A 26,143-nucleotide genomic window follows, 5' to 3' on the forward strand; every position below is an offset into this window, starting at 1 on the left:
CTGCAACCGCATTACTGGTAACCTCCCCCAAACTGGCGGTCACTGTAGTGCTGCCTGCCGCGGCGGCACTCAATAATCCGGCTGGGGTCACTGTCGCCACGCCGGTATCGGCCGAGAGCCAGGCCACCAGGGTAGAGATATCTGCCGACGTTCCATCACTGTAGCTGGCTGTCGCAGCCAGTTGCTGTTGCTGCCCCTTGGCAAGGTTTACCGGTGAAGGTGTCACCTGAATCGCGGTGACCACAGCATCCGACACGGTTACTGCAACCGCATTACTGGTAACCTCCCCCAAACTGGCGGTCACTGTAGTGCTGCCTGCCGCGGCGGCACTCAATAACCCCGCTACGGAGATAGTGGCAACATCATCATCACTGGAGTTCCACAAGACCTCATCTGTAATAATGCGCGATGAACCATCTGAATAATGGCCTGTAGCAGAAAATGGCTGTTTATTGCCGATAGCTAAAGTTAAATTATCTGCTCCACTAGTTTTAACTGGAGTAGCAACAATATCAATACGCTCAAGCTCTATTTGAGATGGAGGGATAACACCAAAAGCATCTTCGGAGTTGCATCCTGATAAGGCGAATGCTAATGCGGCAATAACAATCCCCGAAACGGATATTTTCTGTAAAAAAGACAACATTATATATATCCTTATTTGGTCGAATATTCAAAAGATGGAATAATAACCTCAACCCGGCGATTTTGTGCACGCCCTTGAGGAGTTGCATTGCTCGCAACCGGCATTAACTCTCCTTTGCCTGAGACGCTAATTTGAGACTCTTGCACTCCCAACGAGTGCAATTGACTTGCAACAGCTTGAGCACGCCGCAACGACAACTTTTGGTTATAACTATCGGACCCCGACGAGTCAGTATGACCAACTATATTAACCTTTGCTTGTGGATAAGACTTTAGAGTGGAAGCGACTTCTGCTAAACGCATAATAAAATGCCGACTTAGAGCAGCCGAATCAAATCCAAATGAATAATCTCCACCAATTGTTTCTTCAGAAAACGTATAATTTTTTGTAGAGGTAGTCTTTATCACTTTAACTTCAGGCTCTTTGTAATCAGTTTCTTTTTTTAATTTAATCTTTTCTTTGTTTGAGCCACCAAAAACATAATCAACACCCAATAATAATGCATGACTGTCATATTTTCCTGTACTAGAGCTTCCAATCCCGTCAACATATTTATATCCAATTGACATACGGATATTAGGTGTGGCACGGTAATTTAATCCTATTTCACCTATGGGTGAAAATCCTGTATCATCAATATATTCTGAGTACTGAACAGTTTTCTCTATATCCCAGTAAGCAACACCCAGTCTACCATAAAAGCTCAGATTGTCTCGTATATACCAATCATAACGGATAGCACTTTCGGCTAGCCAAGTTTTAACATTAATTGAAGTTACTTTAGCCTCCAAATCATCATGATATTGATAACCCAAATCCCAGCTCCATGCTTTAGAGAATTTTATTCCACCATAGAGCCCGAATATGCCACCCTTAGGCTCACTGTGGTTATAAGCATCATCTGAAGCTAGTTGATAACCAGCTTTCAATCCAACAAAAGGTTGTAAATAAGACCTTTCTAAATCCTCCTGTTTTGCCTCTACTGCACCACCTAAAGCTAAACTTAGTCCCAGAAATAAAACTGGACCTTTAATCATATAAAAGCCTCCGAAATCTATATATTGGCCGGTGAAGTTGCCACAAAGTCCCGCATTCTCTAACTGGATTAATCCATACAATTACATTAACATCCCCTGCGATAATTATTCTGTACAGGTTAAAAATAATTATGCGAACAATGGGCTATAGTGATATTGCATTAATTTTATTGAACATTGATATCGGAAAGCGATGAACATGAAGTGGGAAGATTCCTAGACCATTATCCTGAACATTGCAGGTGCTGGTCTCTCCCCCGAATTTAAAACCATGACATTGATGAGATTTTCAATGCACTGGAGCCAATGGAGATCTCACAATTAAGAAATGTTACAGCGAAGAAGCTTTGTTTCCTAATATCTAAAACACAAATTTATGTGCAATAAATCAGGATGAAATCCTGTTACATGGGAAGCAATCAATTATGGAACAAGAGCTATAAGCTTATTTGTCGTGTAGTGAGAAGCATCGTATAGTTATTTATCATTTTAGGAAACAAGCGCCCCCAGCTTCTCAAGCATACGCGGCGAGTAAAATGCCCCGGTGGACGCTTCGATCCCAATCAGACAGGCTGAAATATTTGCCAGCGTTTGGAGAAATTATCTTAGGCCTGTGCGTTTCGTATAAACCGGTTTGCCGGTCTGATTTAATCCACAGAGCTGAAAAACATTTTTAGCTAGATCAATACCCAGAAATAAGATATTCATGGCGATTCTCCTGGTGAGCGCATTTCGTACAGTTAACCGCAGCGGGAGGAGGTAGTCCATCCCATTAACTGGCGCAGCAAGCATGCCGGGCTAAATATCTGTTCCTAAATGTAGATCACTGAGTTTCGAAAATAGAAGGAACTCGGTTCGATTCAAGCGATCTGATCAATCGCCAAACCAACCAACTTAACTACATCATCCACAAGAGTAAAAAGACTCAAGCTTGGCTCAAGCAAAACCCAAAGTTTATCTTGTTGTTTCAGCCGGTTTACTCACCTTGGGTTAACAAAATAGAGCAGTTGTGGCACGCACTACATGAAACCATAACCCGAAACCATCAGTGCAAAAGCATCTGGAAGCTGATGAAGCGGGTTAAGTACTTTATGGACCATGCTTCACCATTCCCTGGTGGCGGGCATGGTCTCATGAAAGTGGAGCACAATTAGGATCACTTATTTAGAAACTCCCTGATCTCTGTGCCCATATTTGTTATTGCAACCGTCAGCTTAGTCAGATGCGCGCAGGCATCTTCGGTTGTTTCGCTCTGCTCCAACTGCTCACATAGAGTGACTATGGCGGTCGCGGCTATGATCTTGGCTGCGCCTTTGATTTTGTGAGCTACGCTCTTGGCTTCATCAAGATCACAGTTGTGTACTGCTGATTGTATCCTGGCAAGATCGGCCTCGTTGGCACTCAATAACTCCTGCAATAATTGTTCAGTCAGTTGCTTGTTACCTCCGGTGAGTTTATCTAAGGAGCTAGGCAGGAAACTCTGCCTTGGGCCTTCCTGATTCAGTAGATTTCTGAAACTGTTCAATTTTTGCTGTAGCTCTTCCAAACTTATGGGTTTGAACAGGCAATCGTTCATACCGGCCTCAATGCAGGCCCATTTGGCTTCCAGTTGGGCATTGGCGGTATAACCCAGCAATACAGCAGGGGATAAGTTCTGATTTTGCTCCAGTTGTCTCAAGCGGCGACTCAACTCATAGCCATCCATTTCGGGCATGTTGCAGTCGGTGATGACAATCTTGTAGGAGTGTTGGCTAAATAGCTGTAGCGCTTCTTTGCCATCATTGGCTTCTTCTACAGTGTGGCCCAAGTACCTTAGTTGTTGGGATAACAGCAGTCGATTGGCTGGATGATCATCAACGATCAATACGTGTTGCGCTTGAATCGAGGGTATTACATCGGCGGAAGAGTTGACCTTGTTCTCTCCAAATAGATGAGTTTCGGCAGCTAATAAGGGTATGCACATGCCGATGCAAGTTCCCTGCCCGGGCTCACTCATCATACTAAGTGTGCCACCCATCATGTCGCAAAGTGAGCGGCATATCATGAGTCCCAAGCCGGTTCCTCCCTTGTTATGGGCACCGTTATGAACTTGGGCAAAGGGGCGGAACAGCTTTTGCTGCTCTTCAATTGGAATACCTATACCTGTATCTGCGACTCTGAGGAGCAGCTGTGCCTTTCCCTCTGCATCCAACTCTTTTTGTGCAGTGATTTTGATATGCCCTTGATAGGTAAACTTGATCGCATTGCCTATCAAGTTGGAAAGTATCTGCTTGACCCTGAGGGGATCCAACTGAGCATACTTGGGTAGTTCAGGGTCAAACTCCAATGTTAATGCCAGTCCTTTTTGAATGGCGATGCCATCAAAAATGCGGATTACTGAGTCAAGCGTCTGTTTCAGTTCGACTTGAACCGGATTGAGGCTCAGCTGCCCAGCCTCGATCCGTACGACATCGAGAATGTCGCCAATCAGGTCCAACAAACCCTTGGCTGAGTCGTAAGCGACCTGGATAGAGTTGAAATCAAATTGATTATCTTGGGCACGTTTCAACGATAACTCGAGCAATCCTATGATCGCATTCATTGGCGTGCGGATCTCGTGGCTCATGGTCGCAAGAAACTGGGTCTTGGCCTTACTGGCACTATCGGCCATATCTTTAGCCTGGGTTAGCTGCTCCATTAATTTGACCCGTTCGCTTACATCTATCCAACCTCCTACTATACCTTGTATCTGCCCCTGTTCCCCTTTATAGGGTTGAAACCAATGGTATATATCTATAGCTTGATTATTAACGTATACTCTTCTATCTCTATGGAAAGCGCGGTTCTCTGTGATAGCTAGCTTGTACTCTTGGTCAATATTTTCTACTTTTAGTATATTTTGTTTGTTTTCAACTACTGTTTTACCTAAAACTTCTTCTTTAGATAGCTGGAATATTCTCTGATAACTTTCATTGCAAAGAGTCAGCTTTCGATCAATGTCACGGGCATAGATAGGATGGGGAATGCTGTCGACCACCTCTTGCATGAATACCAGTTGTTCCTTGAGTTCCTGTTTGGCATTGAGTCTTTTGATATAGTGGCTACGGGTAAACCAAGCCCATATCAAGGATGCTAGAATCAACAATATAGAAGCTATGGTTATTGTGTATATGGTATATTTATAATCACGCCAAGTTTCCTGCCTTGGTACTGCATTGCGGCGCCATTGGTTTTCCATGATATGCAACTCATCTACCGGAATTGCTGCAATTGCTTTGTTTAGAATACTGATCAGTTCAGGTTTTTTTTTGTTGGTTGCAAAGGCTGCAGTCGCTAATGGGATATTATCCAAAACCCTGTCTATGGTGAGTTGTTGAAAATATTTACTTATGTAGTAATTAGCTATTGCCATTGGAGCAATAGTCGCATCCACTTCACCTTTAGCAGTCGCTTCCATTGCATCAAGATAATTCCTAACCAAGACAAATTTTGCGTCCGGTATAACTTGCTGTATCAGCGTATTAGAAACATGACTTGTGGGTAGAGCAACTCTTATCCCCGATCGCTCTAGTTTTTCCTCAGTTTTTTTTCCGGAAATTAACACATAAGGTGAATATGTAAACACCTTGCTGAACAGCAGGTTTTGCTTGCGTTTGTCTGAAGGTGAAAAAATGGCTATATCTGCACTATCGTACTCAAGATATTCCTCTATGTCGCTGAAGTTCTTAGTCTTGATAACTATGGTGTCCATACCTGTATAGAGCTTGATCGCCTCAAGTACGTCGGCAGAATAACCGTGTAAGTTATTATTTTGATCAAAATAACTTAGAGGGGCATTAAATTCGTTTAGTACAATTCTTACTGGAGAATGTAGCTCTAACCAACTCTCTTCCTCTGGTGTTAATATAGGCCTACGTGTAACGTTTGGAAGAGTTATTCCCCCTCCACTCCAGCGTTTCTTTATGGCCCACTGCTCACTTTCGGGGATTTGTTTTAATACGCTATTGACGATTTCTTTGAGCACCCTATCATTGGGTTTTAGCGCAAACCCTACACCTTTACTGTCTATCGGTAATAGCGTTCTCATCAATAGTTTTCTTGAAAAACTGTTGTTGACCATATAGTTGGCAGAAAATCTATCAATGATGACAGCATCAGCTTGGCCATAAGCTGCCGCAGCGACAGCTTGCTGTCGTGAGGGATAGTTGATCAGTTTGGCGCTAGGAAATAGTTTAATAACTTCAGAATCGGGTAGGTAGTCATGGGCCATGGCTATACGGGTTGGGTTTTCGTCCGCTAATTTTCCAGAGACATATAATACTGGAAGGTCATTGATATAAACGTTGCTGAGTTGCAGCCCATGGTATTCTTCGTAGCGATTAGATGTTGTCAGTAAATCTAATTTGCCAGCCATCATAGCTTCAATCGCACTTAGACGTGAATTATAGAAATGCAGTTCTATTTTCATTTTCAGAACTTCAGAGAGAATTTGAAGGTAGTCGGCACTCAGTCCTTCATAGTAATAGCTGGCACCATTCATGGTCATGTCAAATGGAGGGTAATCAGGTATAGAAATTCCAACCCGGAGTATACTTTTCTCCTGTAACCAGCTCCATTGTTGTTCGGATAATTGAACCTTGACCTCGCCTATAGTGGTGTGGCCAAAGAGTGTCAGCGGGTGATTTTCATCGCTTTTTGCTTGTGGTGAAGCCACAAAACAATAAACCAATATCAAATAGAGCACCCGGATAAGAGGTGCTGTATTCATATAATTTGATTTCGCTTTGATATCTCAATGAGATCAACCAGGGTTCGGGCGTTGAGCTTCTCCAATAGCCGGGTTTTGTAGGTGCTGATAGTTTTATTGCTCAGCAACATACGGTCGGCAATCTCTTTATTGGAAAGGCCATTAGCCAGTTGCTGCAGTACCATCATTTCTCTACCGGAAAGCTTGGCCAGTTTTTCGGCCTCACCCAACTGATTACCCTGGTTGCGCTGCATGCTGGCGATATTGGGGAAGTAGGAATATCCAGACAATACCGCCCGCAGAGCTCCCAAGACTTCCGTCAGATCTTCCTGTTTTGAAACAAACCCTGAGGCCCCGGCCTGAATGCAGCGAGTCACGAAGTATTCAGATGGCTGTGCTGTAAGTACCAAAACCTTGGATGGAAGTGCCAGATTGTTGAGGCGATTAATCACCTCCAATCCGTCGAGTTGGGGAATGCCTATATCCAGAATCACGGCATCTGGCTCGTGCTCTTTGATGAGCTTTAGAGCATCTACGCCATTATCTGTAGTGGCTATAACATGAAATCCATTTTGTTCCAGCATGATCCTTATCGCCATCACCACAACGGGATGATCATCAACAATAATAACGTTCTTCATGTTTTCAATTACTCTTCATCTATTCTCAGTTAAAACAGTCTGACGGCTTACAAGGCCTATGTAAGTAAGACGATTCTTACCGGCATTTCAGACTTTTCGATTGAGAAGCTCAGGTAAAATATTCGCATGCTTCGAGGCTGTAAACGGAAATTCATATTGATTTCCGTGACATGAATCTTGTTTTAGATGAAGCGTTAGTAAATCTTGTTTGCATAAATGATTTTTATGAGTTTTGGCATCACCTTTTCTTTATATTTGTAACTTTGAACACCTTAATTGCATACAAGTTTTCCGTTGGCCAACTTAACCTAAATAAGTAGTTGCCTGAACCCTTATTACTTTTATAGGCAGACTCATGAATAAACTCAGGGTATTGATTCTTGAGGATCATCCGTTTCAACGCACTGTGCTGGAGCATAATCTTAAGTCGTTGGCCTGTGTGGATGTTGTTAGTTTCGGCAGTGCAACTGCAGCCTTCTCTTGGTTAACTCAAAATCGCGAAGTCGACATAGTTATCTGCGACCTGATGATGGGCGGAACCGATGGACTGTCATTTCTGCGTCAGGCAAGGACTAGGTTTAAAATTCGTGCCGTAGCACTTTATAGCGATGTGGATAGAGATCTGCGCCGGGCAGTATCGCAGATGGTCAAACTGTTGGGGTTTCAATATTTGGGAGACTTGGCCAAGTCTCCCACAGTTGAAAACCTGAGCTCAGTGATTTGCCGTTATCGCGAGTTGAACGAACCTCGTCAGCAAACGCTTGAGCCTGAAAGACAAACAGACTGGGTATCTTTGAATTCCAAAGACTTTAAGGATGCAGTTATGGATCAGCAGTTTGTCGGCTTTTATCAGCCCAAGTTCCACGTATCTGATTTACAGATAGAAGGTGCTGAGGTCTTGGCGCGTTGGCAGCATCCCGTGTTTGGTCTCTTGAGCCCGGCACTGTTTATTGGGCCTTTAATCCGCTATGGGCTACTGGATGAAATGTTTCTGCGACTATTCCGCCAGGGGATAAGGCTGCAAAAGCAATTGCTGGAACAAGATTATCGCTTGTCGCTGGCCTATAACCTGGATATTTCTCAACTGAATTCCACTGAGCTGGTATATCAGATCTCCAAGTTGATCCGTGACCACAAGTTGCCACCGAAATTGGTCACCATAGAGATCACCGAGTCCGGGCTTATCTCGGCGCCGGCCCTCAATATGGAAAACCTGATCCGCTTGCGCATGTTGGGCTGCGAGTTGGCCATTGACGACTTTGGTGCAGCTTATTCTTCTATGGCTCGTCTGTGTGAGCTGCCTTTTTCGCAAATGAAACTGGATGCCTGTTTTGTGGCTGGCCTGGATACAGAGCCCAGATGCAAGGCCGCGATTTCCAGTGTGATAGCACTCTCTGATGCACTCGATATGCAGCTGGTGGTTGAAGGTATTGAGACCGAGGCCCAGCTCAGGTTGTTGCAAAATCTTGGCTGCAATCTGGGGCAGGGATTCTACTTTTCCAAACCCTTGAGTGAAGCCGATTTTCTTAAGCGCTATTTAGATTCCCAAATTCTAAGCATTTCTGGTTGAATTGATCGCAGCAATAAGCTGTTTACGCTGTACCTTGAGTCCCTCTGCAACCTGCTGCGGCCAGGGATAATAGTGCCTCGGGCGCTTAAAGCGGGCCAGCTTGTCTGCCAGGAAGGCGGTCAACTCGGCTTCACTCGGCGCCTGTGAGCCTCGATAACGCAAAATAGCGGCCGGTAGTAAACCAAACTCGGGGTTATCTTCACCAAAGACGATGGCATCCAGGATGGCCGGATGTTGTTTCAGTGCCGCTTCTACCTCTTCCGGTTGAATATTCTCGCCGCCGCAGATAAACATATTGTCGACCCGCCCCTGAATATGCAGTAGCCCATCCTGGCTCCAAAAGCCTTTGTCCTTGGTGCAGAACCAACCGTCTTGGGTCTCTTTAACTATGCTTCCATCCGGCTGCAGGTAACCCATGAACAGGGTCTCACCCCTGACCCAGATAACTCCTTGTTCTATTTTGAGTTCGCGCCCGGGTAACAGGCGGCCACTGCTGCCATCGCTGCGGGCCATTCCCGTGGTGATCTGCGAGCCCATCTCTGTCATGCCGTAACTGGTAAAAGCTTTCACCTTCAAGGGGGATAGCCTGTCCAGCAGGCCTTGGCCTATGGCGCCGCCGCCAAGTAGCAGGCACTTCACTCCCATAAGGCTTTCGGGGTTGTCGTCCAACAGGCGTTGTAACTGGGTGGCCACCAATGAGAGATGAGTGATGGCATCACGCTTTAACTGCGCCGCCATAGTCAGCTTATTATCCGGCAGCACCACGGCTGCGGCCGCCAGGGCGCAGCGATTAAGAATGGCCAGGCCACCGATATGGAACAGCGGCAGCGAGAGCAACCAGGCATCACCACTTGCCAAGGGGATCAACTGCCGACTGCCATCGGCGTTGGCGATATGGTTGTTAAGGCAGTGGACTGCGGCCTTGGGGCTGCCACTGGAGCCCGAGGTAAGAATAATATTGAGCGGCGTATCGGTCGAGACAGTGGCTATCTCGGCTGGGATACCATTCGATTCGTGAATGGCAAAATCCGCCTGCACTCGGGTGACCGCCAGCGCTTGCCAAAGCTGATCTCTGGCGTTATCCGGACACCAGATAAAGCGAATATGTAAACGTTCAAGTAGCTCCTGAAGCTGACTATCTGGAAACTTGGGTGACAGCGGGCAAAAGAGTAGCCCCAGATCCAGACAAGCCCAATACAACAACATCTGCTCGCGGCAGTTGGCAGCCACACAGGCCAGTTTATCCCCGCGCTGCAACCCCAAGGCTTGCAGCTTAGCGCCGAGCGCCAACACCTGCTGGCTTACTGCCTGATAACTATGGCTGATACCGCCCTCTACCAAGGCGATGGCATCTGGAGTCTGTTGGCCACTGAGGTGAAGGGGCGAGTAGGTCATGTGCTTTCCTGTTACTGAGATTGCTGGTTGCAGAGGCTGTCTGAGCTTGGCGGTTACAGACAGGGCCACTGACCCAAGAGTTCCAGCTCAGCAAAGTCCAGACAGGGTTTGTGGCCTTGGCCGACAATAATATCGCGTCCGAAAGGCGCCAGAGTATCCAGTCCGGGGGCTTCGTTTGGGGTCAAGAGGGCACTGACCGCCTCTAGATCGGCAATTCCCAGAGAAGATTCCAGGCTGGAACTCAATAGGGCGCGCACGCCTGCCGCTTCGGCCTGTTCGATCAGGGTTTGCAGTCTGGTTAAGCTGCCGAGCAACATGGGTTTAAGCACCAGCGCGGTGAGACCGCTTGCGAAGTCATTGCAGTCAGGTACAAACTCACTTTGCAGCAGACTTTCATCCAGGGCATAGCGGATCCCTGTGGTCTTGAATAGGGCCGGGTTATCGTCGGCGCGGCGGCAGGGTTCCTCAATATATTCAATGCTGGCCTTGGGCAGACAAGCGCAAAAATCCACTGCTTGCTGATACTCAAAGCCCTGATTGGCATCCAGCCTGAGTTTGAGATGAGGTTTGGCGGCCAATACAGCATGGATCAGTCTGAGCTCTTGCTCCATGCTGGTCTGGGCGACTTTGATCTTGGCTCTGAGAACCGTATCGGGAAGCGCCACCAACCTTTGTTGCAGCAGCGCCAGAGGCTCTTCTTCCCTGTGATAGATGAGTGGAATGGTTTCAAAGGCCGGCCAACGCTGTGGCAGTTGTCCTTTGAGTTTGGCATCGAGCAGACTTAGCCCCCAGGCGAGCGAGGGATACTGACAGGCATCGGCCGCCTGACTCAACTCCAGCTCTTTGGCTGCCAGTGCTTGCATCAGCGCCAAGGCTGCTTCTGTCACCTCCGCCAGCGATTCACGGCTGAAACCCAGCAGTGGCTCGCCGTTGGCATCCAGGCCGCTCAAGGGGGCGACTTCCACAAAATGCTCTTCATTGCCGCAACTGGCCTTGATAACCAGCCCGGACCTCTGTTCGATTCTTTGCTTGCCCACAGGTAGTGAGGTTTCCAGCGGTAGCCTATAGCGGGCCAGTGACAGTGAGTCTGGATGCATCATTCCCCCCTTTAAATCGCGTTCAGGGCGCCTTTGAGCGCCGTGGCAAAAGCGCCGGGTTGGGCCTGATGGCTATTATGGCCCGCATCGGCAATGGTATGCAGCTTGAATCCGGCTTGTGGCTGCCAGGCCTTGGCGAGAGCGCTAAACTTGGCATCCTGCTCCCCTAGGTAGTAGTGGCTTGGGCAGGCAAGCTTGGCCGGCACCTGGCGCAGATCCTGTTGCAGTGCCAGTGAGGTGGCCTGGTAACAGTTGATTAGGCCTAGCGGCTGCTGATGGCCGCGTTTTTCGATTAAACGTTCACGTTCGGCGCTTGATAGGTCGGCAAATACCGCTTGCTGATACCAGAGGGCCAGCACTTGTTCAATCGGCATAGTGTTAAAACGTTCGGCCCACAGCTTATCGGCCATCGCCCTCTGCTGACGTTCATCATGGGATAACAGGCCCGGGTGACAGGACTCAAGATGCAGGCTCAGCAGCGCCTCGGGCCAGGTTTGAGCCAGATGCAGCGCGATACGACCACCAAGCGAGTATCCCAATAAGTGAAAGCGTGGGATGCCAGCCTTGAGCAGTGTATGACGCAGCAAGGCAACACAGTCACTGAAGCCCGGGCTGTCGATTTGGATATCACCGCTGCGGCCATGGCCCGGGAGATCGACCGCAATACAGTAGTAGTCCTGACTCAGGTGCGGCAGCAACTCGCGCCAATCATGGCTGCTGCCGAGAAAACCGTGCAGCAGCACCAAAGGCGGCTGGGTTGCTGAACCCTGAGTCGTTGTGGCTAACATCAGCTTTGCTTTACCCATTGGCCTATGCTGGCTATCTGGTCGCTGGCCTGGGTTTGGCTGACGCAAACCTCAATAACCGAGGCGCCGTTATAGTTGAGCGCTTCACTGTAGGCATCCATAAAGCCCTGGAAGTCTTCCACCCTATTGTAGGGGAGGCCAAACATGGCTGCGCCATAGCCAAACTCCAGCCCGTGGCTTAATCGGTAATAGTGAGCCCTTACTTGCTCATCCGGTACCGGCAGGATATTGAAGATATTGCCGCCATCATTGTTGAGTATCACTATCACCAATGGCCCCTGAGCCTGGCGTGCCAGTGCCAGAGAGTTGAGGTCGTGCAGCGCCGATAGATCGCCGAGCACCAAGGTGGTGGCCTGGCCCTTGTGGTTGGCGACGCCGCAGGCACTGGCCAGCAGGCCATCTATCCCCGAAGCGCCGCGGTTGGTATAGGTGATGGCGGCGCAGCAACTGATGGGCGCGAACATATCATAAAGTCGCACCGGTAAGCTGTTACCGATAAACAGCTGCTGCTCGCCGGTGCGGATTGCCGCTATGGCCCTGATCACCTGGGCCTCACCGAACTCGCCGTTATCGATTTGGCGTACAAAGAGCTCATTGAGCGCCTCATTCTGGGCGGTGAGCTCCAGCGCCCAATTGGCGGAGGACGAGCGTGGCCACTCAAGCGCGGCTATCTGCTGTAGCTCTGCCAGCCAGATCTGCTTGGGTTTATGGCTGGGATCCAGGCGCATCTGCAGCGGCAATACTTGCCAATACTGGTGCCAGTTCTGCTGTTCCAGGTAGCTTATTAAGCGTTTCGACAGCAGGCGTCCACCAAATACCAGTGCCCGGTCTGCCTGTTGCAGCAGGGCTCGGCCCTTGGGGTTGAGCAGCAGTTGGTCGACATTGCCTATCGCGGCAGGATGTTGACGCAGCTGAGACTGGGCATCTGTCAGCAGCGGCCAACCGAGTTTGCTGGCCAGTTCGACCAACTTTTGTGGATTATCGGCACTATCCAGGGTGCCGGCAATGATAACACCCTTGCCGTGAACAAAACGCGCCATGGTATCCCAACTGGGGACTTGTCCCATGCCTACAGCTGCATATTGGTTATAGGGTGTGCTTGCCTGTTGCCAGCTCGCCAAAGGTTGCAGGTAGTGCTCTATGGCCTGGCTTCTGGGGGCATCCAGGCTGCTTGGGTACAGCGGCTCACGATACATACAATTGATGTGGACCGGCATGCTTTGGTTGGCCACGGCTTCATCAATCTGAGTCAGCAGTGCCTGAGGGGCTATGGCCAGATCCGGTGTCGGCAGGTTCAACTGCTTGGCATATTGGCCGAAAATCGCCGGTTGGAGTATGGCTTGGTTGGCGCCGCAAGCTATCAGCTCAGGCGGTCTGTCGCCGGAAAGCACGACCAAGGGGACTTGAGTCAACCAGGCCTCAACGATGGCCGGATACAGGTTGGCAACGGCCGTACCCGAGGTGGTGATAATGGCCACCGGAGCCCGACTGGCCTTGGCGAGCCCGAGCGCCATAAAGCCCAGTCCACGCTCATCGAAGTGCAGGTGTTGTTTTAGTTTGTCCTGGCGGGCGGCTGCCAGCGTCAGGGGCGTGGAGCGCGAGCCCGGCGCCATGCACACATGCTGAGCCCCAAGGCGTGCCAGTTCTTCAAGTATGAGGGAACCCCAAAGGAGATTGAGTTCGGCGTGAGAATTGATTTGCATAAACAGCTTACCCAGTATCGAATGCTCATTAGTGTACCGCTTTTGGCAGCGCTATTGTATGAACTCTTGGGCAAATCTGTCTGTATACCTCGAGGCCAAAGATCGGCTGAGATCGGGTTCAGATTGATGTGACAAGCCTACAGCAAGGTTCCGCTCACCAAACGCAGCTGTGAGCGAATCCATTCCAGATCCGGGTCTTGCTGGCCGCTGGGGCTGAGCAGTGTCAAAGTCAATGGCTCAGTGACATTGAACAGCCGGGTTGTTTCCATTTCCGACAGTTTGCAAAGGTGTAGCAGGGGTTCTTCGCCCAGCAGATCGAATACCGCCTTATAGGGCACCAAAGCCACCGCCTGTGAGGCTTCCAGATAGGCACTCAGGGAGGAGATGCCGGTGATGGTCATCTCGACATTCAAATCCAGATTGTTGATCCGGCAGTAGTCTTCAAATGGGCTCAGGCTGTTGGGCCCAAGGCCCAGATCTGTATTGATATAGGGATACTCGGCTATGGTTTCCAGTGTCAGTTCACGGGACAACAGCGGATGATTCTTGTTGCAGATAAGGTAAAGGCTATCCAGCTTTCTCAAGGCTTCTATCTGTAACTTATTGCCGATTGCCAGCAAATCCTGCGGGTAATGGCAACTGCAAAGCCCGGCACTGATGTTGCCGTCTATTATTCCTTGCAATGAGTTGCAGCCCCAGGAGTTCAAATTGATATGCAACTGCTTGTTCTGTTGTTTAATGGCCTGCATCAAGGCTTTTGGGTAGGCGTAGGATATCAGCCCGGGGGTGACCAGCTCGAAGTTTTTGTTTCCTGCCAAGGTTGGGTTTCCAAGATGATTGAAGCCCTTGGCACAGTCGACTATTTCTTTGGCAATAGGGTAAACCTTGGCTGCAAATTCATTTGGAATAAGGCCATACTTCTTTCTTAAAAATAGCTCGTTACCAAAAATAGATCTGGCGGTTTTTAAACAACGGCTTATTTTTGGTGCGGGTACATTTAGAATTTTGGAAACATGTGTTGCAGACTTGTTCTCATATAAGCTAACAAGAATGGAAAGACTAAGAATATCCAGTTTTTCAAAGTCAATATGGTTCATCTGCAATACTCCTTTAGTGGTACCCTCGATATCTATATTAACCAGTTTTTTCAGAAAAAATAATTTTATTCGAAGCTATTTTTGATTCTGTATTCTAGATCACTAAATGCTGGGTTTTAGGTTAATTAAAGGTTGTATGTGAGAGGGATTCTCATTACGCCTGCATATTTCAAATAGTGAAATAGTGTATTTTCAAATATCGTTTTATCTAAATTCAATTTCTTATTTTTAGCAGTTTATTTTCTAGAAAATGGCAATGTAGTCAGTGTCTTATGTTTTGTTTTTTAAGTCTTTCTCCGGATGGTTATTTGATGATGATCAAAATTTATATTGCTGTAGATAGTAATAATTCAACTGCGCAATAAGCGCATTAAAAACTAAAAATGATGTTTGGAGGGTTATATGGATACTTCAGTTATTCTAAGTTATGCCTTTATCTACTTCGTGCTTTTTATTGCAGTACCATTCGTGCTGGTGGTATTTGTGATGACATGTATCAAGTTCTTTAAGTCAGACGAAAAAAACGCCGAAGCGATAAAGCTCAAGAATCGGTTCTTTGACAAACAGAGTTTAGACTTTTTTAAATCTCTGAAGTCTTTAACCAATGGTCGATACGAAGTTTGCAGCAATGTAGCTTTGGAGTCAGTGGTTGATATTGACCCACATGCGCCTGCAAGTCACTCACGTCTGGACTATGTATTGATAGATCAGAATTCTTCAGAAATAAAAATGGTAATTTCAGATTTCAGTGATGCTGAAAGTGCCAATTCAAAGAGCCTACTCGAAAAACTCAACGTTCGCCTCATCGATATGAAACGCTCCAATCCCCTGGATGCACAGCATCTTGAGCAGATGTTGACGGCTTAGGCTGCAATAACGGGTGGCGGTGCTGCGCTGCCACCCTTGAGTCCCTGTTAGATCCAATTGAAAGTGAGGACCCGAGATGTCCAGTATTCGATGGCGTGCAATATTAGGCGCGGCCTCTTTGACTTGTTTGTTGGGAGTGAGCGGCGTTGTCTATGCCGAGACCGCGTTGAAAATCAACAGTGATCCCTGTGTGAAGTGCCACAAACGTAATGGCTTAATGCAGGGACACCATGGCCAGGATCAGCTCAATATGAGTTGCAGTACCTGTCATGGTGAAAAAGGAAACCATCCAAGAAAGCCCAATGATTTAAGGGTATTTACTCCTCAGGAAGGGATTGCACCTGTAACCCAGAATGCCACCTGTCTCAAGTGTCACCAGCCGCAGAAATTGGCTGAAAAAGAGTGGACCCACAATGTTCACGCCGACAAGTTGAGCTGCGCCGCCTGCCACAAGCTGCACCCGTTGGACGATCCAATGAAACAAGCAACAGGCAAACAGCACAGTAAGTTGTGCCGCGACTGTCATACGGCCAACTAAGGGGTAAGAGTAATGGAAAATTCCAGAAGACGTTTTTTAAAAGGGGGCTGTGCCCTGATGGCCGGTGCCTCTCTCTATCCATTGAGTGGCAATGAAGCGGTTGCCAGTGCCGATCATGACTCGGGCATCAATTATGCCCTGCTCCATGATGAAACCAAGTGTATTGGTTGTAACGCCTGTAGTGACGCCTGTCGGGAAGTCAACCAGGTACCTGAAGGGGTTTCCCGGTTGGAGATTATTCGCACCGGCCCTTACGGCGAATACCCAAACCAGTTTTATCACTTTAGCCGTAAGTCTTGTCAGCACTGTGAAGATGCGCCTTGTGTCAACGTCTGCCCAACAGGTGCGGCGTTCAAGGACAAGAAAACCGGCATAGTGACTGTCGACGCCTGGAAGTGTGTCGGTTGTCAGTACTGTATCGCGGCTTGCCCCTATCAGGTGCGCTTTATCAACCCTGTTACCAAAGCGGCCGACAAATGCGACTTCTGCCGTGAGACTCAACTCAAGCAGGGTAAACAGCCGGCCTGTGTGGAAGCCTGCCCAACCAAAGCCTTGGTATTCGGTAACCTGAAAGATCCGAGTTCAGAAGTGGTGCAGATAATTCGGGCCAACCCAACCCAGAGATCCAAGGTCGATCTCGGCACCCGGCCCAAGCTGTTCAAGATTGTGGCCAAACAGGGGGAGATTAAGCTATGAGTCCTTTTCATTTTGATACTTTGGTTTGGCACTGGCCCATTGCGTTTTATCTGTTCTTCGCCGGGGTTTCGGCGGGCGCCATGTTCTTTGCCGTGCTGTTGAAAAACCTTTGTCTGAAGCAGGATGCCTGGCGTTCCGGCTTTGTCCAGGCAGCTTGTCTGGTGGCGCCGATCACTGTGATGGCGGGCTTGGGGATCTTGGTAATCGACCTGACCAAGCCGTTCCATTTCTGGAAGATCCTGGTGTTCTATAACCCCACTTCAGTGATGTCCATCGGGGTGATGATCCTCATGGTTTACATGGTGTTCATGTTTGCCTGGATTGCCATGGTATTCCGTCAACCGATAGATGACTGGTGTGAGCAACGTTTCCCCGTGGTGCTTAAAGTGACAGGCTTTTTGGCCAAGCATGAGCCCAGTTTGACAGGTCTGTTGCTGATCTTCTCCCTGGCACTGGGGGCTTATACCGGCTTCCTGCTGTCGGCTCTGCCCGGTTACCCCATGCTGAAGAACCCGGTATTGCCTCTGCTGTTCCTGATCTCCGGTTTGTCTTCCGGTGCGGCGGCGTCTCTGCTTGGTGGTGTACTGCTCAAGGGTAATCCTGACGGCAAGGAAGTGCACTTTATTCACAAGATAGAGATCCCTCTGATCCTGGTGGAAATTGCGGTGATCTTCACCTTCTTCGCCGGCTTGGTACTCACCGGTGGCCAAAGCAAAGTCGCGGCCTTCAATGCCATAGGGGAAGGTTTCTGGGGCTGGGTGTTCTGGCTGGGGATCCTGGGTTGTGGTCTCTCTATTCCACTGGCCATGAATCTGTTTATGACCGCCACGGCCAAGCGTAAATGGTCTTATGTGGCTGCGACAGCAACCCTGAGTCTGTTGGGGGTCATTTTGCTGCGCCACTTCATCCTGTACACAGGACAAATGACGATTGCTTAACCCCCATAAAAAGGAAAATGTGATGTTGAAAAAAATGCTTCTGATGATGGCTCTGGGTTTCTCCGGTTCACTGCTGGCTGCCCCAATTGCCGATTCCCACACGGAAATGTCCGGCTGTGAAGCCTGCCATAAAGATGGTTCGCCTTCTGCCGACTATGCCTTTGAAAACGAGCAATGTGCTTCCTGTCACGGTGATATGAAGTCGCTCGAAGGTGAGGCTCACAAGAAACATGATGGCGTGCTCAGCTGTACTGACTGCCATACAGCTCACGAAGAAAAAGACCCGGCAGCGGGTTGCAAAGACTGCCACTGATAAGAGGTTAAGGAATGCGGCGGCTTTGCAGTCAATAACAAGCACCGCCGCATCCTGAAGCAGCGTTTTACGTTGCTGACAAGGAAGTGATTGGGCAGGAAGCCACTTTGTTATTGCGCCTTTGACGCATTTCCCGATCCTCCACGGGACTCGCCACCTATTGAGCACGCGGGTGGCTTTTCTTGGTTTTAGTTCACTGGTTATTAATCCACTCGCTCATCACCACATGGGTTTTAATCTTCACTATCTCGGTGTGTGTGTCGATATATTCGCGGATCTCATGCAGCCGCCGCATGGATGGGGTTTTGACAAACACCAGCAGATCCATGTCGCCTGAGATACCATGGCAGGTCACGACTTCCGGAATCGCATGAAACACATGCACCACATCGCTGCAGCGGGGGCACTTATGCTGAATTTCAAAGTAAGCACTCACGGCTTCTTTTTGGGATTCGCTGAGCAGCAGTTGGTAACCGCGGATTACACCGTTTTGCTCGAGCTTCTTGATCCTGTCCGAGACAGCGCTGCGGGACAGCGACACTTCGGCTGCCACATCTGAAATACTCCGACGGGCGTTTTTTTTAAGCGCATTAATGATTGCTTTATCGAACTTATCCATGCTACCTGACGTTTTGAGTGTTTTTTGCTGATTTGCCGTCATTTCGTCGGCCTAAAAGCCGTATTTGACGGAAACGAATGACAGAAAGTCTGCCGGAGAACGACTATACTGGCGCCATTCAAGATACTGATAATTTAGCAGATGAATCAAGTTACAGGAACCATAGGACGCTGGCAGGGCGCCGGCTTAATGGCCACCACATTGTTGGGTACCGGGGTGTTTATTTTGCCGCAGATGACGGTCGCCAAAGCCGGTAGTGGGGCCTTGTTGGCCTGGGCTTTGCTGACCTTGGCCATTATTCCGGTGACCCTGGTGTTTGCCCGTCTGGCCAGTCGTTTCCCTCACGCCGCCGGGCCGGCTTATTTTGTCGAACGAGCCTTTGGCCGTACTCTGGGCCGCACCATAGGCCTGAGCTTTTTGATGGCTGTGCCTATCGGTGCGCCCGCCGCCATTTTGATGACTTTCCAATTCGTTAATGCGCTGGTTCCCGTGTCCGGCTGGGTTCAGGTGGGCTGCGAACTCTTGGTTCTGCTCGGGCTCTGGCTACTCAATCTCAGGGGGATTCAGGTTTCTGCCAAGGCGCAATTTGCCCTGACACTGGGAATTGTGGCCGTGGTGGTAATGATGTTCGGCGCCGGCGGCGCCAAGGCCGGTGAATTGGTGTCTTTGACTGCTCATTCCACTCCCGATTATGACGGCGTGATGCTGGCAATAGGCATCGCCTTCTGGAGTTTCCTCGGTGTGGAGGCCATGACCCACTTGGCCAACGATTTTCGGCGCCCGGATCGGGACTTGATCCCCGCCATGGTGATAGGGGTGATTTTGGTCGGCGCGGTTTATTTGGCCTGTACCTTGCTGTTATTGCTGGTGGAAGTGGATACCAAGGTCGCCATGATAGGCGCATTCGATACCCTGCTCGGCGGATACGGCGCTCAGGTGATAGGTGTGCTGGGTATTGCCAGTGGTCTGGCGGCGGTTAACGTTTATGCCGCCAGTGTATCGCGGCTGCTTTGGAGCTTCAGTACCGAGGGGATATTGCCGGCCTGGTTCCGTGAGCGTAACAGTTATCAGGTACCGGTCAGAGCCTTGTCGGCCGTGCTGGGTGTGATGGGGCTGGTGATAGTGCTGACCTATATTTCAGGCCAACAGCTTGAGCAGCTTATTGCCTGGAGTAACGGGGTATTTGTGGTGATCTATCTCTTGTCCATGCTGGCAGCCATTCGCTTGCTGAGCAAACGCTACCTGCCTTTGGTACTGCTAAGCTGCGCGCTTTGTGTTTTGCTGGCGTTTGCACTCGGCAGCGCTATGGCTTACGCCCTGGGGTTGCTCTGTGTGCTGGCTGTGTTGTTGACACTGCAACAGCAGTGGCAGAAACGCCAATTGCCGCCGGTGATCCCTATGCAATAAAGCGTGCAATAAAAGGCGGGTTCAGTCTGAGTTGCCAGTCATGGCCTGGTTGCGCAGCTGGATCAGCTCAGAGTGTTTGAGATACAGCAGGTCGGCACAGCGGCGAATGATCTGGTCTTCGTAGCGGCACAGTTCGCCGTCGGCATAGGCCACACGCCACATCGCCAGGATCAGCTGCTGCTTCTGCTCAAGGGTAAAGCTATCATTGATGGCTGAGGTGAACTCAAACAGTGAGGTGGCATCGTGACGGCTTTGTTTTGCCTCAACTATCAGCTCGGCCGCCGCTTCGGCGGCTATACCCAGCGTTTGTTCGAGAAGTTCGGGTAACAGCTGGGCCTCGGTGCCGGACATCTCCTCATCGGCATAAACCACTTCCAACAACATGCTGGCGGCTGCCAATTCCAGTTGTTTCTGTTGTTCCTGCGGGGATTTACTCTGCTGATGGGCATTCAAAAACTGCTTGAGTTTGGCGATCATAGGCTTCTCTTGTCAGTTGGCTCAGTGTTGGGGCTAACCCTGTTGGCTCTGGGAGTGTCGGGCCGCGCGGTTTGCGGCTTGGGTAGGGTGAAAACCAGCCTTGCCGATGCGCGCTTTAACCGGGCGGCCACATTTTTTAGACGCCATCAGTGGCCGCGGGTTCCCCTTTGATAGCGTGAACCGCTTTACAGCAGTGAGCCCAGCCCCTTGACCAGGAGATCGGCTGTGCCTTCGCCACCGCTACTTTGCAGGTAGTTTTTGACTATATCTATCATGGGCGCAGCCAGCTCTTTGGAGATCCCAAGTTTGGCAAAGGCATCATAGACCATGGCGCTGCCCTGTAGAGAGTTACCCAGGTCGCCGGCTTTGGAAAGCAGGCCCGTCATCCCTGAGTTGCCATCCAGCTTGGGCGCTGCGGCCAGCAAGCCATCAATACCGGGAATGCTGTCGGCAATGGGAGAGAAAGATTCTTGCCCCAATGAAGTCTTGGCCAGTCCGAGCAGGCTGCCAAGGCCACCTTCGGCCTGGGTTTGAGTCAGACCCAGCTGTGACATCACGGTGCCAACCAGCTCACTGTTTTGAGTGGCGGTCTGGGTATTGGTGGCTGTATCGGCTTGTGTCTGGGGGTTGCTGGTGAGTTTGTCGAACCAACCGGCCTGCGCTGGGGCCGCCAACAGTGAGCCCACGATTACGGCTGCAGTGATATAAGCTTTCATTTCTGCTTTCCTGTGCAAATAAAAGGTCTTCTGGGGCCATATTCTAGTCTTATCTTTGGCGTCGATGCACGGCTTTTGCGTGACAGGCGGTCGTTTTGCTGTATTTCATTTGTGCATTGGCGCGTGAATTTGGGTATCCTTGGCGTCTATCTTGATCCTTTAATTACAACCTTTTTGGGAAAGCTGCATGTCTCTGTCTGCCATCCTGACCGAAGCTTATAACTTCTTCCGTAATCATATCGTTCAGCTGGCGATGCTGACCGTTCCCTTACTGCTGTTGCAGGTGGGTATTCAAATGTGGCTCGGTGCCGAGCTGCTAAATGCCGATCCTGAAAATCCGCAGTTCGGCACTCCTCATATGCTGGCAGTGATCGCCTTGATGGTGATCTTCTCAGTGCTTATCGCGGCGTTGACGCTATTTATGGAGCTGCGTACCGAAGGCATGCAGCCCAGTACAGGCCAGGTGTTGAAATCCAGTCTGGCATTTGTGCCTGGGCTGATGTTGGCCGGAGTGTTCTCCGGAATGGCGATCGCGGCGCCGACCATGATCCTGGCGGCCATAGGGCCGATTTGGATCCTGGGGATGGGGATCAGCCTGTATCTGTTTGCCCGCCTGGCCTTTGTTAACTTTATGGTAGTGGTCGAGCGCATGAGCCCGTTGCAGGCCATCAAGGCCAGTTTTGAGTTCAGTAGCGGGCTCACTGGCACGACAATCTTGGTACTGCTGAGCTATTTTCCGCTGCTGCTCATCGGCAGTGTGCTGTCGCAACTGGGACAGGCTGGTGGTATGCCACTGCAGTTGGTAGTGGATACCTTTGTGGCTTTCATTGGTTTGTTCGTCAATGTAGCCTTGTTCCGCCTCTATCGCGTTGCCCGTAAGGGCCGAGCTTGAATCTTCTTTGCTAGCCGCTCAAGCGGCTCTGTGAGGTCAGACTGTGCTGGATGATGTTGCCTTTATAGCCAGTGTGTCGGAAGACTTGGCCCGGGAGTACCGGACTGCCAAGCGCTATGTGCAGGATGTGCCAACCCAGGCACTGCTGCATGTTCGCAGCTTTGCCCACAAATTGACTGAGCTGTTGGCCGCACCGGCCAAGCTCAGTTTTGACAGCCCCAACCTTTATGATCGTATCGAACAGCTCAATCGCCAGCGGCTGATCGATGTGCGCATCACCCGGGCGCTGCATAGGCTGCGGGCCGATGGCAACCGCGGCGCCCATCCGGAAAAGTTCCACCTCACCGAAACGGAGCTGCTGGCGCTGGCCAGAAAGGCCATCGGCGATCTGTTGAAACTGATGGAACTGGCCTACCCCAGGCTGAAGGGCCGGGAAGCACCTGAATACCGCTTTGATGACTTTGATCTGCAGGCCGGACGCGAGCTCTGCTATCGGGCCGTGATGGAGGATGATGCCGAGGCGCAATATTTGCTGGGTATGGCGCTCAAGAATCGGGCCCTGATTGCCCGTGGCCAGGAACAGGCCCTGCAAGATAAGGCCGACGAACCGCTCACGGGTGACTCGGCGCGAATGCTGGCCAAGGCGGCACACTGGTTTGCCGAGGCGGCGCCAACTGAACCCAAGGCGTTGTTTGAACACGGAGTGGCCCTTATTCATGGCTACAGTGGTGATGTTGATCTTGCTAACGGACAGCAGGCTATTCGCCAAGCCGCCGAGGCCGGCGTGACCGATGCCATGGCGCTCTTGGGCTACTTCTATCTGGTGGGCAGCGGTGAGCTGGCTAAAGATGAAATCGAGGCAGAACGTTTCCTCAGTGCTGCTGCCGCCAACGAACAATCTGAGGCCATGGCCAATCTCGGGGTGCTCTGTTATCAACGCGGCGAGCTGCAACAAGCCTTTGAACACATAACCCGGGCGGCCAGAGCCGGGGATCCCCACGCTCAATACCACCTAGCCCTGATGTTGGCCCGTGGCGAAGGCTGTGAAGCAGACCAAGGTGCCAGTGAACAATGGTTGGCCGAAGCGGCAGAGCAGGGACAACTGGATGCCATGTTGGCGCGGGCGCAGCATATGCTCAACGATGACACCGCATTTGGCTCGGATCTGTCTCAGGCCGAAAGTTATTTAAGACAGGTTATCCGCTATGGCCACAGTGTGACCGCCATGATTGAATTGGCGATAGCCCTGACCGATGGTTGCCTTGGACGTATAGACGTGGTGGAGGCTGTTGCTTGGTTGCGCCTGGCGCGAGAGCGAGCCGATGAGCGTGAACTGGAGGTAATAGGCCCCTTGTGGCAGTCACTGCAACAACAGGTTGAGAATGTATTGCAACTGAGCCAATCGGCAGATGAGCGGCGTGCCCTGAAACGGGCACAGGAACTGCTCGCCGATTAGTCCGGTTCGTGCTCTATGATACGACCCCTTGGGCTCAAGCCTGAATCCCGGCACAGGTTGGGATCCAGGTCGTAGAGATCTCTTTGTCTGCCTCTTTGGCGGCATTGGTGGATGCTGGCCAACTGACGTTTCAAATAGCTGCGGCCAAACAGGCTCAAACACAGGAGTGTAGTCGCCGCCAGGATCAACACCAGGGGCATAAGCAAGAGTGCCAGGCTAAAGGCACTGAGACTCAGCAGTGCTCCCGCCAAGGTTCTGGGATTGAGTGGCTGACTCTGCGCAAATTGTCGGTACATCTTTCTTCCTCCGGTCTTTGCTTGGGTCCAAGTGTGACCCCATCCCTGGCTCAGGTCACGTTAAATCTGCTTCATTATTCATCATGTTTAATACGACTTTATTAAGAAAGCGTTAAGAGGCAGGAGTTCCCCGAATAAATAATTATTCATCAACTGTGGTTTAAAACCCAAAAGCCAGATTTTTTGTTGCAATTTTGACCTGTTTTTCAACTAATTGTGAACTATCACTCAGTCAAATCAGCAGAATATGCGATCATTTCGACAAAGCTGTAGGTCGCTACTCCGATGGTTGTCGGCCTTTTCTCAAATATCGGACCCCGCTGAAGATGAAACTCCGCTCATTGAAACACAAGTTGCTGGTGTGTGTGGTACTGGCATTGACTCTGGTTGTGGCTCTGCTTTCCTGGCAAAGCTACAGCACTCAAAAAACACAACTGTTGCAAGCCAGCCAGCAAGAGTTAAAGCGTATTGGTGATATGCAGGCACAGCGTGTCACCGAGTGGTTGGCGATTCGCACCAACGTGGTTTCATCCTTGCAGGAATACATAAGTGATGACTTTGTGCCTGCACTGCAGCAGGCCAGGGCGGCCGGCAAGCTGGAGTCTGTCTACTTCGGTGGCAGTGACGGCAAAATGCAGGATGCCGATCCCAGCGTGGACAACAGTCATTACGACCCCCGCAGCCGTCCCTGGTACCAGGATGCCATGGCCAAAGGCCGGGCCATTATCACCAAACCCTATATCGACAGCGGCTATGGTATTCAGGTGGTCTCTTTGGCGCAGCCAACCGCCAAAGGGGTGATAGGTGGTGACTTGGCAATTGATACTCTGGTGGCCGAGGTCAACAGCATGGCTATCCCGGCTGCGGGTTTTGCCATCATGATGCATAACGACGGTACCGTAATCGCTTATAAGGATGGCAGCAAGGCGATGCGTCCGGTTGCCGAAATTGATGATGATCTCGGTGCAGGCATTCTGGCCAACATTCAAAAAACGGCGCAGTTGCAATCCCTGTATTTTGATGCCGATGGTCGGGACAAACTTGTTTGGGCAACGGCCATCCCGGATACCGACTGGCAGCTCTTGCTGCTGCTGGATAAGGCAACGCTTGAAGCACCGCTCGGCAAATTGCTTTGGACCCAGGTTGGCTTGGCGGCGCTTGTGCTGCTGGTGAGCACGGCGGCTATCTCTTGGTTTCTCGGACTCTTGTTGGCTCCGCTTGGGCGGGTATCCCAGGCGCTGGCACGGATTGCCGACGGCAATGGCGATCTGACCCAAAGGATCACGGTCGACAGCAATGATGAAGTGGCCGAGCTGGCCGACAACTTCAACCGCTTTGTCTCGGCCCAGCATCAGCTGATAAGCCATATACGTCAGTTGGCGGCCGAACTGGATCTGGATGCCGAGCGGGGGTTGAATACCACCCAGAGCTCGGTTGTTGAGCTGCAAAGGCAGCAGCAGGAAGTAACCATGGTGGCTACCGCCGTTACCGAGATGGCCAGTGCCACTCAGGAGATTGCCGCCAACGCCGAGTTGACCGCTACTGCAGCGCAGCAATCTTCCTGCAGCTCGCAGCAGGGTAAGAGCCTGGTACTGCAGACCCGAGACTCGATACATTCATTGGCTGAGGAAGTAGGCCAAACCACCGAAGTGATCAATGAGCTCAATCGTCATGCCCAGGCTATCAGCGGTATTCTCACCGCAATTCAAGGGGTGGCCGAACAGACCAATCTGTTGGCGTTGAACGCCGCCATCGAGGCTGCACGCGCCGGCGAGCAAGGGCGCGGCTTTGCCGTGGTGGCCGATGAAGTGAGGGTTCTGTCTCAGCGTACTCAGGATTCGGCCTCCGAAATCCACGACACCATAGAGGCATTGCAGCAAACCACCGCCAGGGCGGTAGCCTCCATGGAAAACAGCCGCCAGATGGCAGGCCGCAGTGTCGGCGATGCCGAAGAGGCCAGTAAGGCGCTGGAAGAGATAGCCGTTGCAGTGGCACAGATATCCGATATGGCCGGGCAGATAGCCACGGCGGCGGAAGAGCAGACTCAGGTAACGGGGGAGATTACCCAAAATACCACGGCCATCAAGGACGTTACCGATGAGATCACCGCCACCGCCATGGACGACCTTGAGCACGCCAAGGCGCTCAAGGTGCGTGCGACCGATCTCAATGCCAAGGTCGCGACCTTCGTGCTCTAATCACGTTTAACT

General features: G+C 50.5%; 23 protein-coding genes and 2 pseudogenes. 11 read left to right on the forward strand and 14 right to left on the reverse strand.

Annotated elements, in window-relative coordinates; translation table 11 throughout:
• The 3 genes and pseudogenes from N512_RS24345 to N512_RS24515 all read right to left on the reverse strand — a co-directional run.
• The coding region (locus tag N512_RS24345; RefSeq protein WP_197021442.1) for an Ig-like domain-containing protein at window positions 1-646 on the reverse strand (646 nt) is incomplete at its 3' end.
• 11 nt (window positions 647-657) lie between these two features.
• Window positions 658-1,683, reverse strand: coding sequence for an OmpA family protein (locus tag N512_RS22550; protein ID WP_028779999.1), 1,026 nt, complete (start codon window positions 1,681-1,683; stop codon window positions 658-660).
• 504 nt (window positions 1,684-2,187) lie between these two features.
• Window positions 2,188-2,391, reverse strand: a pseudogene (locus N512_RS24515) (IS110 family transposase); the annotation flags it as partial.
• Window positions 2,392-2,579: 188 nt separating this feature from the next.
• Here N512_RS24515 and N512_RS24035 point away from each other — a divergent pair.
• Window positions 2,580-2,837, forward strand: a pseudogene (locus N512_RS24035) (transposase); the annotation flags it as partial.
• Between the two features lie 2 nt (window positions 2,838-2,839).
• On the opposite strand, the gene N512_RS22555 reads toward N512_RS24035, so the two are convergent.
• A complete protein-coding gene (locus N512_RS22555) occupies window positions 2,840-6,430 on the reverse strand; it encodes an ATP-binding protein (protein WP_051472716.1) in 3,591 nt (1,196 codons plus the stop codon).
• Window positions 6,427-7,050: a response regulator transcription factor gene (locus N512_RS0108190; RefSeq protein WP_028780000.1), complete on the reverse strand. Its 624-nt coding sequence runs from the start codon at window positions 7,048-7,050 to the stop codon at window positions 6,427-6,429. Before N512_RS0108190 ends, N512_RS22555 begins: the two co-directional genes overlap by 4 nt.
• A 355-nt stretch (window positions 7,051-7,405) precedes the next feature.
• Here N512_RS0108190 and N512_RS22560 point away from each other — a divergent pair, with 355 nt between their 5' ends.
• The gene (locus N512_RS22560; RefSeq protein ID WP_037474534.1) at window positions 7,406-8,620 is read left to right on the forward strand and encodes an EAL domain-containing response regulator; all 1,215 of its coding nucleotides are present in this window, start codon (window positions 7,406-7,408) and stop codon (window positions 8,618-8,620) included.
• Here the strand turns inward: N512_RS22560 and menE are convergent.
• The 5 genes from menE to N512_RS0108220 all read right to left on the reverse strand — a co-directional run bounded on the left by menE (window position 8,603) and on the right by N512_RS0108220 (window position 14,439).
• A complete protein-coding gene (menE, locus tag N512_RS0108200) occupies window positions 8,603-10,015 on the reverse strand; it encodes an o-succinylbenzoate--CoA ligase (RefSeq protein WP_028780001.1) in 1,413 nt (470 codons plus the stop codon). The two genes, N512_RS22560 and menE, sit on opposite strands and share 18 nt — an antisense overlap.
• A 53-nt stretch (window positions 10,016-10,068) precedes the next feature.
• A complete protein-coding gene (menC, locus tag N512_RS0108205) occupies window positions 10,069-11,112 on the reverse strand; it encodes an o-succinylbenzoate synthase (protein ID WP_028780002.1) in 1,044 nt (347 codons plus the stop codon).
• 11 nt (window positions 11,113-11,123) lie between these two features.
• A complete protein-coding gene (menH, locus tag N512_RS0108210) occupies window positions 11,124-11,900 on the reverse strand; it encodes a 2-succinyl-6-hydroxy-2,4-cyclohexadiene-1-carboxylate synthase (RefSeq protein WP_028780003.1) in 777 nt (258 codons plus the stop codon).
• Window positions 11,900-13,621 (reverse strand): 2-succinyl-5-enolpyruvyl-6-hydroxy-3-cyclohexene-1-carboxylic-acid synthase, encoded by a 1,722-nt coding sequence (gene menD / locus N512_RS0108215; protein WP_028780004.1) that lies wholly within the window; start codon window positions 13,619-13,621, stop codon window positions 11,900-11,902. The genes menH and menD overlap by 1 nt, the downstream gene beginning before the upstream one ends.
• A 137-nt stretch (window positions 13,622-13,758) precedes the next feature.
• Window positions 13,759-14,439, reverse strand: a complete 681-nt coding sequence (locus tag N512_RS0108220; protein WP_157771182.1) for a LysR family transcriptional regulator substrate-binding protein — start codon at window positions 14,437-14,439, stop codon at window positions 13,759-13,761.
• Window positions 14,440-15,120: 681 nt separating this feature from the next.
• On the opposite strand from N512_RS0108220, the gene N512_RS0108225 reads away from it, so the two are divergent.
• The 5 genes from N512_RS0108225 to N512_RS0108245 all read left to right on the forward strand — a co-directional run bounded on the left by N512_RS0108225 (window position 15,121) and on the right by N512_RS0108245 (window position 18,070).
• The gene (locus N512_RS0108225) at window positions 15,121-15,585 is read left to right on the forward strand and encodes a hypothetical protein (protein ID WP_025010743.1); all 465 of its coding nucleotides are present in this window, start codon (window positions 15,121-15,123) and stop codon (window positions 15,583-15,585) included.
• 76 nt (window positions 15,586-15,661) lie between these two features.
• The gene (locus tag N512_RS0108230; RefSeq protein WP_025888903.1) at window positions 15,662-16,123 is read left to right on the forward strand and encodes a nitrite reductase; all 462 of its coding nucleotides are present in this window, start codon (window positions 15,662-15,664) and stop codon (window positions 16,121-16,123) included.
• Window positions 16,124-16,135: 12 nt separating this feature from the next.
• Window positions 16,136-16,819: a 4Fe-4S dicluster domain-containing protein gene (locus N512_RS0108235; protein WP_028780005.1), complete on the forward strand. Its 684-nt coding sequence runs from the start codon at window positions 16,136-16,138 to the stop codon at window positions 16,817-16,819.
• A complete protein-coding gene (gene nrfD, locus N512_RS0108240; protein WP_028780006.1) occupies window positions 16,816-17,757 on the forward strand; it encodes a cytochrome c nitrite reductase subunit NrfD in 942 nt (313 codons plus the stop codon). Before N512_RS0108235 ends, nrfD begins: the two co-directional genes overlap by 4 nt.
• Before the next feature lie 22 nt (window positions 17,758-17,779).
• Window positions 17,780-18,070, forward strand: a complete 291-nt coding sequence (locus tag N512_RS0108245) for a cytochrome c3 family protein (protein ID WP_025010747.1) — start codon at window positions 17,780-17,782, stop codon at window positions 18,068-18,070.
• 193 nt (window positions 18,071-18,263) lie between these two features.
• Here N512_RS0108245 and N512_RS0108250 read toward each other — a convergent pair whose 3' ends face one another.
• Window positions 18,264-18,689 carry an Lrp/AsnC family transcriptional regulator gene (locus tag N512_RS0108250; RefSeq protein WP_028780007.1) on the reverse strand — a complete coding sequence of 142 codons (426 nt, stop codon included), beginning with the start codon at window positions 18,687-18,689 and terminating at the stop codon, window positions 18,264-18,266.
• Between the two features lie 141 nt (window positions 18,690-18,830).
• Here N512_RS0108250 and yjeH point away from each other — a divergent pair, with 141 nt between their 5' ends.
• Window positions 18,831-20,096 (forward strand): L-methionine/branched-chain amino acid transporter, encoded by a 1,266-nt coding sequence (yjeH, locus tag N512_RS0108255; RefSeq protein WP_028780008.1) that lies wholly within the window; start codon window positions 18,831-18,833, stop codon window positions 20,094-20,096.
• A gap of 21 nt (window positions 20,097-20,117) precedes the next feature.
• Here yjeH and N512_RS0108260 read toward each other — a convergent pair whose 3' ends face one another.
• Both N512_RS0108260 and N512_RS0108265 read right to left on the reverse strand, forming a co-directional pair.
• A complete protein-coding gene (locus N512_RS0108260) occupies window positions 20,118-20,573 on the reverse strand; it encodes a tellurite resistance TerB family protein (protein WP_028780009.1) in 456 nt (151 codons plus the stop codon).
• 185 nt (window positions 20,574-20,758) lie between these two features.
• Complete coding sequence (locus tag N512_RS0108265) at window positions 20,759-21,289, reverse strand: DUF2780 domain-containing protein (RefSeq protein WP_028780010.1); 531 nt, start codon at window positions 21,287-21,289, stop codon at window positions 20,759-20,761.
• A 187-nt stretch (window positions 21,290-21,476) separates the two neighbouring features.
• Here N512_RS0108265 and N512_RS0108270 point away from each other — a divergent pair, with 187 nt between their 5' ends.
• Window positions 21,477-22,181, forward strand: coding sequence for a hypothetical protein (locus N512_RS0108270; protein ID WP_025888906.1), 705 nt, complete (start codon window positions 21,477-21,479; stop codon window positions 22,179-22,181).
• Between the two features lie 43 nt (window positions 22,182-22,224).
• On the forward strand, window positions 22,225-23,637 hold the full coding sequence (locus tag N512_RS0108275) for a tetratricopeptide repeat protein (protein WP_028780011.1): 1,413 nt from the start codon (window positions 22,225-22,227) through the stop codon (window positions 23,635-23,637).
• Here N512_RS0108275 and N512_RS22565 read toward each other — a convergent pair.
• Window positions 23,634-23,933 carry a hypothetical protein gene (locus tag N512_RS22565; RefSeq protein ID WP_025010750.1) on the reverse strand — a complete coding sequence of 100 codons (300 nt, stop codon included), beginning with the start codon at window positions 23,931-23,933 and terminating at the stop codon, window positions 23,634-23,636. The genes N512_RS0108275 and N512_RS22565 overlap by 4 nt on opposite strands.
• Before the next feature lie 326 nt (window positions 23,934-24,259).
• Between N512_RS22565 and N512_RS0108285 the strand changes: the two genes are divergently transcribed.
• Window positions 24,260-26,131 (forward strand): methyl-accepting chemotaxis protein, encoded by a 1,872-nt coding sequence (locus N512_RS0108285; protein ID WP_028780012.1) that lies wholly within the window; start codon window positions 24,260-24,262, stop codon window positions 26,129-26,131.
• The last annotated feature ends 12 nt before the right edge of the window (window positions 26,132-26,143 follow it).

The sequence above is a fragment of the Shewanella sp. 38A_GOM-205m genome (assembly GCF_000518445.1).
Classification (GTDB): Bacteria; Pseudomonadota; Gammaproteobacteria; order Enterobacterales; family Shewanellaceae; genus Shewanella; species Shewanella algae.